At 58.2% G+C, this 15,108-nt stretch carries 6 protein-coding genes and 3 pseudogenes; 4 read left to right on the top strand and 5 right to left on the bottom strand.

Features of this window, described 5'->3' with window-relative positions:
• Nucleotides 1-287: 287 nt before the first annotated feature.
• Entirely contained in the window at nucleotides 288-2,114 is a 1,827-nt protein-coding gene (locus QQL28_RS32300; RefSeq protein ID WP_284272056.1) for an NEL-type E3 ubiquitin ligase domain-containing protein, read from the top strand.
• Nucleotides 2,115-2,597: 483 nt separating this feature from the next.
• On the opposite strand, the gene QQL28_RS32295 is transcribed toward QQL28_RS32300, so the two are convergent.
• Nucleotides 2,598-3,722, bottom strand: coding sequence for a YopJ family acetyltransferase (locus QQL28_RS32295; RefSeq protein ID WP_284272054.1), 1,125 nt, complete (start codon nucleotides 3,720-3,722; stop codon nucleotides 2,598-2,600).
• 176 nt (nucleotides 3,723-3,898) lie between these two features.
• The gene (locus QQL28_RS32290) at nucleotides 3,899-4,900 is read right to left on the bottom strand and encodes a hypothetical protein (protein WP_284272053.1); all 1,002 of its coding nucleotides are present in this window, start codon (nucleotides 4,898-4,900) and stop codon (nucleotides 3,899-3,901) included.
• A 1,330-nt stretch (nucleotides 4,901-6,230) separates the two neighbouring features.
• Between QQL28_RS32290 and QQL28_RS32285 the strand changes: the two genes are divergently transcribed.
• Entirely contained in the window at nucleotides 6,231-7,025 is a 795-nt protein-coding gene (locus QQL28_RS32285; RefSeq protein ID WP_284272051.1) for a YopT-type cysteine protease domain-containing protein, read from the top strand.
• A gap of 1,015 nt (nucleotides 7,026-8,040) precedes the next feature.
• On the opposite strand, the gene QQL28_RS32280 is transcribed toward QQL28_RS32285, so the two are convergent.
• The 3 genes and pseudogenes from QQL28_RS32280 to QQL28_RS32270 form a co-directional block, all read right to left on the bottom strand.
• Complete coding sequence (locus tag QQL28_RS32280) at nucleotides 8,041-8,748, bottom strand: MFS transporter (protein ID WP_284272048.1); 708 nt, start codon at nucleotides 8,746-8,748, stop codon at nucleotides 8,041-8,043.
• Nucleotides 8,705-9,301: pseudogene (locus QQL28_RS32275) on the bottom strand (MFS transporter); the annotation flags it as partial. The pseudogene QQL28_RS32275 and the gene QQL28_RS32280, both read right to left, overlap by 44 nt.
• Before the next feature lie 1,904 nt (nucleotides 9,302-11,205).
• Nucleotides 11,206-11,550, bottom strand: a pseudogene (locus QQL28_RS32270) (transposase); the annotation flags it as partial.
• Here QQL28_RS32270 and QQL28_RS32265 point away from each other — a divergent pair.
• Both QQL28_RS32265 and QQL28_RS32260 read left to right on the top strand, forming a co-directional pair.
• Nucleotides 11,520-12,402, top strand: a pseudogene (locus QQL28_RS32265) (sensor histidine kinase); the annotation flags it as partial. The pseudogenes QQL28_RS32270 and QQL28_RS32265 sit on opposite strands and share 31 nt — an antisense overlap.
• Before the next feature lie 1,021 nt (nucleotides 12,403-13,423).
• Nucleotides 13,424-15,108: family 16 glycosylhydrolase (locus QQL28_RS32260; protein ID WP_284272046.1), on the top strand; the 1,685-nt coding region annotated here is incomplete at its 3' end.

Raw genomic sequence — 15,108 nt, 5'->3', positions numbered from 1 at the left:
CCATTGAGACTGACAGGTCCCGCTTGATCTTTCTGGCAGGGGAGAACGGGATGGATCCCTTTAGCAATATCAAGCGATTGGACGGCCCAGATTCCGTACAGACGTACAAAGCCTGGCTGCAACTGCTCGGCGGGCGAATTCGGCAGCGTGTTCGGCGGTCGGGGTAGCAAACGTTGGTCTTTGATTGCCTGCGACATTGTTCGTCATTTGTCGGCGGTCGCCATCCGCGGTGACAGCTGGCGGCTTCGAGAAGCAAATTCGCTTTGGCGACCTAAGAGGCGGCATTAATGGACACAGGGCAGGCCCAGCGTGGCACTGGCATTACTCCCGAAGCTTCCGAGCGAGCTCATCGGCAAGGTTGCCTATGCGGTCTCGCCCGCGCCACAACGGAGTGGGTCGGAGCCTTGACCAGAGCGCGGGCCTCCACCGCCGGCCCTACCGGCAATCCAACGAACCCCGAGGCCCCCGCCGCCAGAGAGATGTCACTGGACGGGCTCTTGGAAGGCTGGGCTGCCGAAGAGGGGCAGGGCGAACACGAGGATCGGCAAGAGGCGGGAAGACGAACGAGAGCTTTGTGCGAGGCGGTGGTCAATGTCGATCTGCCGCCGTCGCTGGATCTTTCATCGCTGTCCCTGACCACCCTGTCCGCCGCGCTCCCGGCCGGACTCCGACGCCTGAACATCGATAACAATCAGCTGACCAGCCTGCCCGATACCCTTCCGGCAACACTTCAAAGTCTCGACGCTAGCGGCAACCAGCTGAGCACCCTGCCTAGCCTCCCGGCCGGACTTCGGCACCTGAACGTCGACGACAATCAGCTGGACAGTCTGCCCGATATCCTTCCGGCGACGCTTCAGCAGCTCAACGCCCGCGGCAACCGGCTGACCAGTTTGCCCCAGACCCTCCCGGCTGGAATCCGGCAACTCGACGCCGGCCGCAACCGGTTGACCACGCTGCCCGAAGCCCTCCCAAGCGAGCTCAATTGGCTCAACATCGGCGGTAACGAGCTGACCAGTTTGCCTAACACCCTCCCGACTGGACTCGTGACGCTCTACGCCGATCACAACGAGCTGACCAGCCTGCCTGAAACCCTGCTGACGCAGCTCGGCTCAGAGTGCACCATTGATCTGGATGAGAACCCGCTGCCCGAGCGGGTGCGGACCAACCTGGCGGCGGCCATGAATGTCGAGGGCTATGCCGGCCCGCAGGTCTTCTTCTCGATGGGCGGCGGAGCGGAGCAAAGTCAGGCGCGGCCCCTCGCAGAGGCAGTCGCGGACTGGCTTAAGGACGAGCCGGCGGTGGTGGCCGCGTGGCAGGGCTTCGCCGCTGAACCGGGTGCCCAGGAATACTCACGCTTTCTCGACAGGTTGCGGCTGCCGGACACCGTGAACTATGGTAATGCCGCGTTCCGGCAAGCGGTGGCAGACGGTCTGCGGCAGGCCACGACGAGGCCGCGATTGCGCGAGCAATACTTCCAGCTGGCCATCGGAGCGAGCGAGACTTGCGAGGATCGCATCATTTTGACCTGGAACAGCATGCAGACCGCACGTCTGAACGCTGATGTCGAGGGCGGAGCCTATGACGAGCGGCTCGACGAGCTCCTCCAACAGGGCCGCGTCATGTTCCGCTTGGACGCGTTGGAGGGGATTGCGCGCGAGAAGGTTCGTTCGCTCCGCTTCGTCGATGAGATTGAGGTTTATCTCGCCTATCAGGTCAAGCTGCGCGAGCCGCTGCAACTGCGGCACATCGCCCCGAACATGCGGTTTTACGGCGTCGCCCACGTCACGGAGCACGACATTGCCGCGGCCGAGACGTCGGTGCGAAACCAAGAATCGGCGGGATTCACCGACTATCTGGCAACCCGCTGGCAACCCTGGGAAACGGTGGTGAGCCGTATCGCACCCGAAGCCCATGCAGCGACGCAGAGGCGGCTCGCCGATGCGATGGGCGGTGAGTTTCAAGGCCGCTTGGCACAACGGCTCGCCGAACATCAACTGACCGGCGACGCCGATGCCGAGCGGGAAATCGGAGCCCAAATCCTCAAAGAAATCACCCGCGAGATCAAGGGCACGCTAACGCACCAGATACTCGCAGACCGGGGCCTCATGCTGTGAAGCGCGCCCTTAAACAGAGGCGCCTCTCACCTGTTTGCACTCGACCGCAGTCATGAGGCCGGGTGGCCATTCGCGCGGATGTAGCGCTAATCTGCCAAATGTCCGGATTTTCGCACCTGCTCGCTCTTGACGAAAAAGCTCACGATTGAGTGCGGCGAAGAAATCCTCATGACCCATTAGTTTTACAAGAATATCGCTCAGCCTTACCAAGGCAAACCTCCGCTCCTATGCGTTCGACGCCAGCGCGTTGTCCCCGGCCCCCGGCTAAACGGCCGACCACTTCGATCTCCGACCACCACGCGCCGTCAGCCGGTCCCGCATGCACATTGCAACGCTGCTGCTTTCGTGATTGTGCAACATCTGATATGCTGAGGCTGGGCGCCCATGTCGAAGGACAGCACCATCAAACATTCAGAGCGTCCAGCTCAGCAACGCCAATTTCGTCCGAGCGGCCTTTAGCTCAAACTGACATGACAGATCGGATCAGTCGGATAACATCCTGTCCAGTGCCGTCCGGATCTTGGTTGCCCTCGACGCCTCGATAGATGCGCTGTATCGGAGGGAGTCACGCTGGACCTTAAAGGCATCATGCCGTCCGGCCAGCGTCTCTGATTTGGGATCGCGGCTGCTGGTGCTCACATCTTCGTCCTTGATACTGGGTTGGTAGCTTGCGAGCTCATCGATTACTCCGCCGGAATGGGCGTGCTTGTAGAACAGGGCTGGGAGAAACTGTTCTCCGTGGAAGAGGTTTATCCCGGCAAATTCCAGAATTGCGTCGGGTGAGGGAAGGTAGTTGTTGGAATCATTTCCCTCGTCGGCAATCGTTCCACGCTGATGAAGATTGTCATGCCAGTCATCGAAGGTGGGTGTTTTTTGATGTGCCGCCAGCGCAAGTTGCATACCGAACATCACGCAATCGGCGGCAGATTTCTGCGCGCCAACCCCGATAAAGGCCCATTTCGGCTCCGTTCCTAGCTGCCCTATCGTTTGCCGTCGCAACTTGGTGTACTGGGGCACGAATCTGTAAAGGTCGGTCGCCTCCATCACAATAACTGTTGGCGGCGCTCCGGCGCGGGTTCGAACGTCAGCAGCAAAATGGTGCGATTCGCCTTCTGCCAGCCGCACGACAGCGCGCCATGCACTATCCGACGACCGGTCCGCCAGCGCCTCTAGAAGCTTGGCGGGCGAGTCCATGTACTTAAGATTGAGGTCCGGGTAGCGCCCGTTATAACTGTCTGCAAGGCGATCAAGATTGGCGAGATCGAAGGACAACAATTCGTGGTCGGGTTGCTTGTTGGCAGACAGATAGCGAGCTACCTGCTGACCGTATTCCACTAGACCGGACGAAATTCCCGCCTGGCTGGCACGCTCAAGTGTTTGCCCAAGTAACTCAAGCTTCTCGTCAACGCGGGCTGGAATACAATGCGAAGTGGTTCCGCCATCGGCCTCGCGAGATGGTCCGGGCGGGTGCTGCCATTCGGGACTGGATCGAGTTGGACGCGATCGCACAGAAGTCAGGTGACCAGCAAATTCGGCTTCCTGAGCGTGTTGTCCATCATCCTGAGAGGTCTCGTGCCGCGCGCTCAGTCGTGAAATGCAGCTGCCCATAACTATTCTCCTGTCAGAAGGATCAACGATCGGGCCCGAACGAGTTTTCCCGCAAGGCATGCCTCGAAGTCGTGATCGCACATTGAGCATCGTTTTTGTGATCTGCACAACCCATCAGTGGTCGTTAGGCAAGTAACAGGCGGACGTGCGTCCACGATTACAGAACGGGTGATTATCTATTCACTTGCTCTCGGCCTGTAAGGATTTGGTTCGCTGGCGGTCCGATAGTGATCCAGATTGCTGCCCAGAAACAAAACCTCGGTCTCCTTGGTCGGTGTTCCGCTCAGCCACTTTCGCAGTTTCGGATCTCCGAGATCCTTCCCGCGCGCTAGAACATCCTCGATTTTTTTAGTCGGCCAGGCGGCAACACTCGGTACAGTGTAAGTGTGCAACTCTTTAGCCTTCCTTGCGATTGCCTTCGCGCCCTTTCGACCGTCGTCCTCCGAAACGAGCAGTCGCGAGGGGTTCTGGGCCAATGACACGAAAGACGAACAGTTGGCATGACCTTGCGTGTGCATTGCAGCCATACGCGCCATATCGATCTCATCGATGTCTTCGTCGCAGAACGCCTCAGAAATATGCGGGCAAGCGTCCCGACGTAAATTCGCTATTGAACGTACATGCGCCATGGCATTCACATCGCCGTCTATGCGCGGCTTGCAATGGCCGGGCTTGTTCTGAAAACGCTGTAGCTGTAGATACGACGATGCCAGGACGTCGTTGAAAACCCTGCCACTATCAACACTGACGACGGAAGATCCGGTCGTATTTGGCCAGAGCGACACTTGCTCCTCAGCTAGCCTGATCTCGCGTCTGAGCTCATTAACGTTCCCTCCAGCCAACGATGCGGCAAGTTCGGCGCGCCCCCTGACAAAGGACAAAGCTGTACATCGTTCGCTTGCGGGAATCTTGCGTGCTTTCTGATTGCCAGCCGTCACGATCGAGGACGAGTTACTCTTGGAATGTACCGAAACGGCAACTGAATCAGATGTTCGGTGGCTTGGCCGCAACTCGCTTAGGTGCAACTCAAAGCTCGCCTGATCCGGTGACGCGAGGGCCGCTGAGCTGCTTTTTCCGCTCACCTCGCCCGGCTGATGCCGCTGGCGCGGGAGATTGTAGGCTTCAATGAAGTCTGTGGTGTTCCGTGGGTCGACGTTCATTCTATTCTGATTGAGCATAGATTGTTTCGCATTTCATTTTCGCAGAACCAGCTTTCGGGAAGCTGACGGGTCATAAAGAATGCGTATCCGCAGACGTCTCAATTCGTCGGATGCCCGCGCGCGGCTGCCATCGTTGTCCAGAACGCCCCAATGGCGGGACGAGCTACACGTCTGCGGTCGGTTACGATTCATCTGCGGAAGGGGGACAAAGCGTGAGCAACCAATGCGGTATTAGTCGGCAGCTTGGGAACGATTTCGCCAAGACGACGTTGTGCTCCGCCAGAAAAAGTGCGCTCGGAAATCGATAGCTTTCGATACGGCACACTCTGCCTGGCTTACGGCATCGTCACCAGCTAACGCCCCCCGGCCCGGTGATGTGCGGGGGCGGACTCGGTTTAGCTACCGTGGTCCGCCCATCCCGCGCTTGAGGCAGACGGTCCGGTCGGGATTCACGCATCGCTCGAAAGCCCACGACGGACCTCCATGAGGCACACAGTTATGAGGCGCCCAGCTAGAGAACCTCATTGCCAGGCCGCGGCGGGGTGCGACTATCCCTGCGTATAGATTTCAAAAGGACGCCTTAACCTGCCATCTCTAATCTCGGTAAGAGGCGATGCGATGACGGGGAAACAGGCGAGGCGCCTGAAGAATGGAGATTACGTCTGTTGGAGTCGTGCAGAAGCCCTCCCAATTGGGGTGATCGTCGCAACGTCACGATTTGGCGTTACCGTTAGGTGGTCGGGTGGCCGTCAGACGAACCTCTCTTTAATGAAATAAGGTGATTCAGACGTTCGGACATCAGCGGCCGCCACATCGCCGATTCAGCAACGCCATGACGATGGAAGTTGCTAATCCTCTAGTTTGCGAGGAGCCGGAAACTCCGCAAAAAATAGGAAAGACGGAAAGAGCGAATGCGTAGTCCCGTCAATCGCTCGGCAGGACTACCACGCCGATGAGGCATGGCGGCTGTCTGAGGATCATGAGTGGCATCAGGTAAAACCTGGCGGACGCATCGAGTGCGGCGCAAACGGCCGGTGGGCTCGTCTGAACGGTGTCGAGATGTCCTTGTCGTGCGATCAAGTTCGACCACTACGCAGATAACCGTTTGTGACGCAGAAGGACTAGCTGCCGCGCCATACAATGCTCCACCGCAGTTTTCTTGGAAAGAAACGGTGGAGTGATACAGCTGTGGCTCGAATCTAATGATGCGGTTGTTAGTCAGCTCGCCTAGGCCCCGGTCATATCCCCGAAGTTCGTAGGAACTGCCACCGTCAGCTCGCCGTCAGCTTTGCTGCCTATCATTCTTCGCGATAGGCCGGCGCAACCTTCATGCAAGGCGAAAATCGAGATGCACAATCGAATCAGCCAATCATCAACTCTTCCGGGCCAGCATCACGAATTGAACAATTCGTTCGACAGCGACGGCTTCGATAAACAACTTACCGATCTTGCACGGTACAGGAATCTGCCGCCTGGGGATCTGCCCGAAGGAATGGGGTGCTGCGCCAGTAATCTGGCCAACAGTACATCCTCCCCTGCAAGGATGAGCACCTCTGTGTTTCAATACAGGACTGCTGAATTGCGCGATGCGAATGTCCAAAACATTTGCGTTGGGCTCGTGGCTGGATGGCTTCCCAATCTCGCGCAAAGCCCAAGTTCACGAATGGCTGCGCTGTCACCCGGATCGAACGGGCACCGATCAGCCGCCAGGTCTCAACAACGGTATGAAGATATTTTCAGATCGTTACGAGAGGACGATGTAGAACGCTCTGAGGCCAATTTTAGGGCACGGGCAACCGTGTTGACGGACGCGGGCTTTTTTCCATCCAACGAAGGTATCACGTACGCCTTCGGCAATACTGAGCAATTCTCGGAATTGAAGGACAAGATCGTGTCCGATGGGAGGGTGTATTTGCTCAGCTTGGCTTTCGAGCGCGATGGGCGACAGGAGCATCACTTAGTTGCGACGTCAGCATCGGATGAAATAGTGACGCTCTTCGACCCAAACTATGGAGAATTTACCATTGAACCGGCGGATGTGGGTGAATTCTTCAGAAGCCTCGCAAATCGGTACAGAAGTCCCCCCAACAGAATGGAATTGCTAAGTATCACCACACAAAGGGTACGGCTGAATAGAGACTAACCGATGTGAAATTGCATTTCGATCCGCAGGGCAACAAGATCGACCTCCTGACATTCGGCAAGAGTTGATGCCCCGGCGTCTGAGATAGCCGGGGCTATTTTGCGGGTTGCCGTCCGATATGCGGGTGAATCCGGAGCTGGTCGATCGACGACATTGTGAAGTTGGCTGATTATGCCGTGAGGCTAATTGGTTGAGCGATTGGTTTCGCGGCGTTCAGGATAGTCCGCTTTGGCGAGAGACTGATTTTTTACGACGAACGAAGCGACGGAAAAAATTACAAAGTGGACGATCGGCTTCCGCGACTGCGGGATGCGTCGGTGCCCATTCTGGCTCCGCCGGAACGGTGATCGCGGCCAGGGGCACCCACGCTCGTTCGAGTGTCACCGGATCGCGCAGCTGGGCGACTGTTTCGGTGCGGATGTCCAGCCACTCGAACGAGCGACCGTGGACGGCGACAAGCTGAGCGGGCCGGAGCGTAGCGAAATGATCTCGATGGAAAACCCTTATCACTCGATAGACTCGACTTGGATGTTGTCGAGGGGTTCAAGATCATGTTGCCGACCTCATCAACTACAGGGAGTAGGGGGTTGACGGTCGCTGGCCGGTGATCCAAAAGGTCCGACCCAGCATAGAAACGCTGAAGGACGGAAAACATCCGCCAAACTATGTGTGACTGTTTTTTGTCCAGAAGGCTTAGTGCTGCGCGCTTGCGTCACCTAGCGGATAGAACTTGGCGTGCCCGCGCGAAAGTGTGTCGCATGCCGCCGTCAACGGCGGCGACCACCCCCGCCTCGCGAAAGTGATGTCGCCATGCCTGCCGGCTTCCCTCGCCAGCTTAGAACCTGCCTGATTTGACGCCGGTACTATCGCGAACGTCATCAAGGCCGGCGGCTTTTGTCCGCACAATTAGAGGCCGGACATATGGGCGCACCCAACCCCAAAGGTTATTCAGGCAACGGCGACCCTTGACCGCGGGGTCGTTCCACATATGGGAATTGTAAAGGCGTCTGGTTGGCTAGTTAGTGCGCTCGATCATCAGTTCCTCCTCGGGCGCTGCGGTGTCAGATTGGCGGAGGAATGTCGCAGCGAGCACAGCTGAAAGAGCATAGCCGAGGCCCGGCACTATCAGCGTGACCCCATAGCCCAATCTCGCCGCGATAAACCCACTCGGCGCGAAGCCTACCAGTGCGAATGCCGACATTACCGAAGTCAGGAACGTGACATCGGTCCCCGCCTTGCCTGGCCGGGCGAGTCCGAGAAACCAATTCGTGAATGTGACATGCTGGACTGCGAGTGCCGCGAATACGAACCCAACGCTTCCGACGGCGCTCACGCGAACGCCGATATAGCGATCGATAATCGCGAGCGCTCCAAATCCGATGGCCAGGACTGCGCAGCCCCAGATCAAGCCTCGCTGCGGCGCCATTCGGGCCAGGATCGCGCTGGTCAGCGGTGCGATGATAGTATACGTCACGACGTTCGAGAGCGCTCCGATCCATCCGATGTCTGCCGCGGCAAAGCCGAGATCAACGAGCCGCAGCTGCATCGTTGCGAACGCCACAGCGACCCCGATAACGCCGGGCGCGATCAATGCGGCCGTCGTCCACAGGCCGTTGTTACGTAAGATCGCGAAGATAGACAGGCGCGGCGAGCCCCATCTGTCTTTGCAAAGGAGCGGTTCAGCTATTGCAAACACCCATCCAGCAAAAACGGCCAGCAGCACTGCTAAACCCAGCAAAGCCGGGCGCCAACCGACAATCTCGATCAATTGGGAGGCAGACCGCGCCACCGATCACGTGGCCGATGACCCGGCCCCAGCCCAGCAGCGCAGCGCCGAGCGAACGCTGGCTGGAATCGAGGGCTTCCGCTATGTAGCCCAACGTTGCGATCCGCTGTGTGGCGGCGACGGTCGCAAGCGCCAGAGAAACTAGAAAAATCGCCACGAAATCGGTCTTCGGATTCAAAAATGCCATCGCTGCAAGCACAGCGGTCGTGGCGACTTGGGTCAATAGGATCCATGAACGCCTCAGCCCGAGACGGTTGAGGCTCCATCGATCCACGACGGGGGCCCAAAGAAAGTTGACGGTGAAGGCAAAGAATACCGTGCTGTACAAGCCAACCAGTTCCAGGCTGGCGCCATTGCCCCGAAGGATCACAGGAATGGCCGAATAGATGAACGCGATCGCCAGATATTGCTGACTGGCCAGCGCAACCATCCCGATATACATGTAACGACTTCCCATCAGCCTTTTCCTTCGAAAGAGCAGTTTGGCATGTGCCTTGAGAGTACGGTTTGAACAGGCGGCGGATCGTTCCCGCGCAGCAGCGCCTCACAGCGGGGTATGCAACTCTCAAGAATGTCGAGAAAGCGCTGAGGCCGGAGACAGCTCGTCCGTTTCGATCGCTTGTTCGACGTCACCTTGCAACTTGCAAAGTCTTCTGCGTGCGGCCGATTTGCCGTCGTGCCCAAAGCACACGTGCCCGTTCCCGAGTTCCTCGCGCGATATCATTGCAGATCACTCAGATTAAGGAGAGGGCAGCGTTGTCCCCTCAGCCGCGTTCAGGCCTTAGCGTTGGAGGTTGCGAATCACTGGACTAGCTTCCGTGCAGTGCGATTGGCCGCAACTCGTTGTTCGTCGCCGGCGCCGCGTCGGGCTCGATCGGAATGTCGGTTATTACGGAGTGAGGTCCGGGTGGTAGTTGCTGCTTCGCATCAGGGTCGCACTTAAAGACGCGCACTGCGCCCTGACCTCATCTTGTCGACCAAAATTACTTGTCAGGAAGACGCGGTGGTCGGCGACGTTGCCATATTGGCAAACAGGTCTTACTGAAGCCACATGCGGCAGTAACCCGACCTACGCGCCAATATATCTTCTGGCCAGCTCCACAGAGTGGGCGGCGGCAGCTTCAATACTGGCCCAAAGCCCACCGAATTGGCTGCGCAGCTTGCGAGCGGCGCAATCATTGTGGCTCCGCAAGAACGAACTCCAGATCTCATTATACACTCCGCTGCGCTTTCCGGTTTTTCAGCCGAGCGCCGTGAAGCTGGCGTCGGGTGACGGCGGTACGGATGAAGCAAGTAGCGTGCCGCTTGAAAATTGGAGGTTCTTCAATTGCCTCGTTTTAGGTGAGCGCCTCAAATGGGGAAATTTGTCTCAATCCCGACATCGCGCTGTTCGCGTTCGTCGATCCCGACTGCATCGGAACCACACGCAATTCGGAAGCAAAACGCTGAGATTTGGCACGTGCACTCTTCGCGTCCATACATCGGCCAGAACGTCGATGCTGCGTGCGAGCAAATGCTGTTGCAGCAAAGGCAGCTGCGGCTTCATCGTGTCTCACCGAAGTACGGCGGGAGCGGACCCGGGAGAGCAGGTCCGCTCCCTAGACATCACCGTTCCGCCTCATCGGAGATGCCAGGACTACAGAAGCAAGCGCCGTGCCGAACGCAGAAGGTTTGAGTCTGCGCGCACGACGCGTCGCATTGTCGACATTTGGTTCGGCGCGGAAAGTCGGGCGGAGAGATTCGATTGCCGTCACGCACGAAGATGCCAACGGCATCACCGTAATCCGCGGCAATATGGCTCTCTGGTGTCGAACACAAAACGGGTCAAGTTAAACACGCCGCTTGATATAGCTCATTGCCGTTATCGGACTGAAACTCCCTTTGGCGTCCTGTGCAGATTTCCAGAACGGGCTCTAATTCTCTTCCAAGAGCAAAAAGTGTTTTCTCTGCCTAAGCGCAACCAGGGAATCGCCACATCATGGCCGCCGTCGGCTCTCGATGGGCGGCCGGCTGACGAAAGTACTTGCGTGTGCAGTGCGGTCGCGTATTATCGCAGTGCGGTAGCGCCTTGCTATCGTGCCCTCCTTGGGCGTTTCCTCCCTAGACTTGGGCCGCTTGTCAATCAAGCGGCCCTTTTTTCTTCCTCATCAATCCGAGGACTTGGCTCGCCTAAGCCAGACTCACGATTGCGTTTGATGCGGAACGACATAGATCGCGACCAGGACTTGAACGCTAGGCTGCCTAAGCTTGGCATCTTCGGCGAGCGCCTCGTGTGCCTTGTGCTGGGGGCATTATGTGTTTGGGCATGCAGCTTTCTAAGTCCCGTAAGGGTTCATTCCAGTTCTGATTGATGCGCCATCGTCAGGGACAGGAGTAATGCCTGTAAGCAGCGGAAACCGCGGCCGATTGGCGTACCGTCACGTAGGTGACGTCGATCAACAGATACGGCCAGCCGCATCGATCGGCCGGTCCAGAAAGGCCTTCGCCTTGTCGTCGATCTCGCCGCATAGCCGGCTCACATGGCTCTTGGAGATGCCGCTCATTTCCATTGCCTGCACCCGATTGTCGACCGAACGCGTCGAGCCGTTGTGCACATAGGCTTCCTGTACCACGGCGGTGAGCGCCTTCTCGGCCATGCGGCGCGGCGCCAGAAAGCCCCGGGAAGTAGGAGCCCTTGCGCAGCGTGGGAATGCGCAGTTCGACGGTGCCGACGCGGGTCTCCCAGAGCCGGTCGCGGTAGTCGGCGCTGGGCCGGAGGCTCGGGATTCTTCTCGCATATTGATCTGGACGGCAAATTTCTCGGCTATCGGGTGTTAGCACCGACATTACCGCAACTATCCGCGCAGATCAGGTGGAGCAAAAGCTGCGAAAGGCTCAGGCCGAGCTCGCGCATGTCACGCGCGTGACGACGCTGGGGGAGTTGACGACCTTGATCGCCCACGAAATCAACCAACCGCTCGCCGCGATTGTTAGCAACGCGGACGCATGCCTCGGTTGGATGAGCCGGGTAACTCCGGATCTTTCCGCCGCGCGCAGCTCGGTTGAGTGGATCATCAATGATGCAATCCGGGCAAGCGAGGTAATCCGCCGCATTCGGCTACTTGCGAAGAAAGGTGAGATCGAATGGAGCCTCTCGATATCAACGATGTCGTGAACGAGGGGATCGCGCTTGTGATGAGTGAACTGAAGAGTCAGCACGTGGGATTGCGAGCCGAGCTGGCACCCGCGCTTCCTGCGATCCTCGGTGATCGGGTTCAACTGCAGCAAGTGATCATCAACCTGGTGATGAACGGAATCGAGGTCATGCAGGTAATCGAGGATCGGCCGCGCGAATTGGTGATTCGGTCATCCAAGGACGATGCGAGTTACGTTCAGCTTGCTGTGTCCGATGGCGGCATCGGGATGGCTGAGGATGATATGGACCGTGTCTTGGACCCGTTCTTCACCACCAAATCGAGCGGACTCGGAATGGGTCTTTCGATCTGCCGTTCAATCGTGGAAACTCACGGAGGCCGCCTGTCGATCGTACGCAAGCCGGAGCCGGGGGTGACCTTTCAGTTCACCCTGCCATTGCGTAAGGTCACGTCGTGACTGGACGCTCGGACACATCTGCGTGAAGGCAGGGAGACCTAGGTGTTTAGTCCCCGGCTGCATTCTTATCGCACGATTTGAAGGATGGGTTAGGTGACAAGTTCAACACGGATGCGCCGCCACGATACGGGCAGGCCGTCGAGCAATATAGGATTGTCAAGAGAACCTGAGATCGCTTGGCAAGGGCCACGGATCAACAAGACGCTCGCGAGGTGGAAAGAGCGCAAGTCCGTCGCTAAGCAAGTCGGTCCGCGTTTCGTCCGACCGCGAAATCGCAGGGCCTTGAAGATCGGCGCGATGGCAGTCAGCTTGTCGTCAGCTGGCCCGCCTAACGTTTCCTAAAGGATAGAAAATGAACACGAGCCGTGGGTTTCGCGCTGAATTGGATGGTGTCCTGGGAGAAGGAGGCCAGTCGTTTAGCTCTGTCTGTCCTGCAGCGAACCGAATTGATCATCAACAATCAGGCGTTCAAAGTCAGCAAAGCAAGCTCCTCGCGTTTTGGCGATGAGCGTTGGCAGGCTGATCGAGCACCCGGATGTTCGCAAACTGGCACTCCCTGGCCCGGTAGACTCAGGGGTGGACCAGGAAGGCCATGTAGCGGCGAATTTGCCGCTCTGAGAGTTGGGGAATGCCCTTCTAGATCTGATACCGACGCCCAGTTCGGGAACGACCTCCTCGCGGTCCCGTGCCGGGCATTTGCGAGACGATCAATCCCTTGGAAGCCCCCATACAAGGGCTTTCTTTGGAGGTCGGCCTTCACCTGCTGCTCATTGATCGCCAAGCGCCAGAAGGGGCGGTTGCTCATCACTACGACTCTGCTGGGGAACGCAACAGCGCCGATGCAACAGAGCTCGTAGTAAGGCTGGGCGCCCGCCAGCAGCGAGCTCGAATGACCCAGCAGGAGAATGGGCTTCTGCCTAATTTTCACACCGACATCCCAGCCGCCCTCGAGGCCTCGCGCCAACATTGGACACCGACCCGCTACACACGCGTGCGCTGATCGCCGCGGATGTGACAGCTTATGCCGGTTACACAAGAGCACACGACCATCATGACCTATGCCTTAACGATCCACGGAACTTCCGGCGCCGATATCCTGTTTGGCGGTACCGGAAACGACCTGTTAACTGGCGGCGCCGGCAGCGACCTCTTCGTTATTTCGAAGGGGTATGACTCCGATAACATCAGCGACTTTCAGGGCGGCACCGGCGGGGACGTGCTGCGCGTGCAGGACTACGGTTTTGCAACGTTTGGAAGCTTCATGTCCGCGGCAAAGCAGACCGGCGCAGACGTTGTCGTCACGCTCTCGTCGAGCGAGACGCTCACGTTGCAGAACGTTGCGCTGTCGTCTCTCGTGGCGGCGAACGTCGTCCTCGACAATCCGCTCCCGGTCAGCGCATCGCCGAATACGGCGTGGACCACGGTTGGTGCTGGGGGGATACTCACCGGCGGCGCGACCAACGACTCGCTGCAGGCGATGGGCGACGGCGTTACGCTGATCGGCGGCGCCGGCGACGACTCGTACTTCATGTACAATCACGAAACGAAGGTGGTCGAGCTCGCCGGTCAGGGCATCGATACCATCTACGATGGCATGATCGACGGCTACAGTCTCGTCAATGCGCCGAATGTCGAGAATCTGAGGCTGGGGGGAAACTACCACGCGCCCGCGACCGGCAACGATCTCGACAACATCATCGCCGGCAACGCCGGCAGCAACATGATCGATGGCGGCAAGGGCAATGATGTCCTCACCGGTGGAGCTGGCAGCGACACATTTGTCATCCGGACCGGGAATGGCAATGACATCATCACGGATTTTCAAACTGGCGGCGGTGGGGACGTTCTCCAGATCAACGGCGCGAATTTCAAGACGCTCTCCGACGTCACGGCTGCGATGCAACAGGTTGGCACGGATGTCGTTCTGTCACTCGGGAACGGCGAGAAGATAACACTCGAAAATACGCAGGTTCAGAATTTCACGAAGGCCAACATCAATATCGTCACTGCGCCGACGGGACTGATCCAGACCTTTGGCGACGATTTCAATTCGCTCTCCGCCGGCCAGGATCCACACCTGACCTGGAAAACAAACTACGCCTGGAGCGGAACGGCAAGTTACACGCTTTCCGGTGAGCAGGAGGTCTACGTTGACCCGAGCTTTACTGGCCTGCCCGGGACCAAGGCGTCGAGCCCGCTGGGCCTCAATCCGTTCTCCATTCAGGACGGCCATCTTGTCATCACGGCAGCGCCCATTCCATCGAGCGACGCGGCTTATGTCGGCAACCATCAATTCTCGTCGGGCGTGATCACGACCGAGAACAGCTTCGTTCAGACCTACGGCTACTTCGAGATGAAGGCTACGTTGCCCGACACCAAGGGGGCATGGCCGGCCTTCTGGATGCTGCCGATCAATCCGCACGGTCAGGCGACGGAACTTGATGCGCTGGAAGCGCTGGGCCGGGACCCTGACCAGGCCCATTGGGGGTTTGTGTCTTCGAGCACCTCAAATCAGGGCTATTGGGCGAATACCCCCGACCTCACGGCCGGCGATCACACCTTCGGCGTGGAGTGGACGCCCTACACGCTAACCTATTTTGTCGATGGGGTTGCGGATTCCAATGATCGCGCGCAGGTATTCCAATCTGATGCCGCGCAGCGTTTCCAATCTGATCGCGCGCAGGTGAGGCACCCGATCGTTAAAGG

It is taken from the genome of Bradyrhizobium iriomotense, assembly GCF_030160715.1.
GTDB classification, from domain to species: Bacteria; Pseudomonadota; Alphaproteobacteria; order Rhizobiales; family Xanthobacteraceae; genus Bradyrhizobium; species Bradyrhizobium iriomotense.
Note: the sequence above shows the minus strand (reverse complement) of the source record. Positions and strands in the feature narration are given on the sequence as shown.

What these genes read in the sequence shown, in the direction of transcription:
- QQL28_RS32300 (WP_284272056.1), top strand. Translation starts at nt 288, where the DNA reads ATGGACACAGGGCAGGCCCAGCGTGGCACTGGCATTACTCCCGAAGCT.
- QQL28_RS32295 (WP_284272054.1), bottom strand. Translation starts at nt 3,722, where the DNA reads ATGGGCAGCTGCATTTCACGACTGAGCGCGCGGCACGAGACCTCTCAG.
- QQL28_RS32290 (WP_284272053.1), bottom strand. Translation starts at nt 4,900, where the DNA reads ATGCTCAATCAGAATAGAATGAACGTCGACCCACGGAACACCACAGAC.
- QQL28_RS32285 (WP_284272051.1), top strand. Translation starts at nt 6,231, where the DNA reads ATGCACAATCGAATCAGCCAATCATCAACTCTTCCGGGCCAGCATCAC.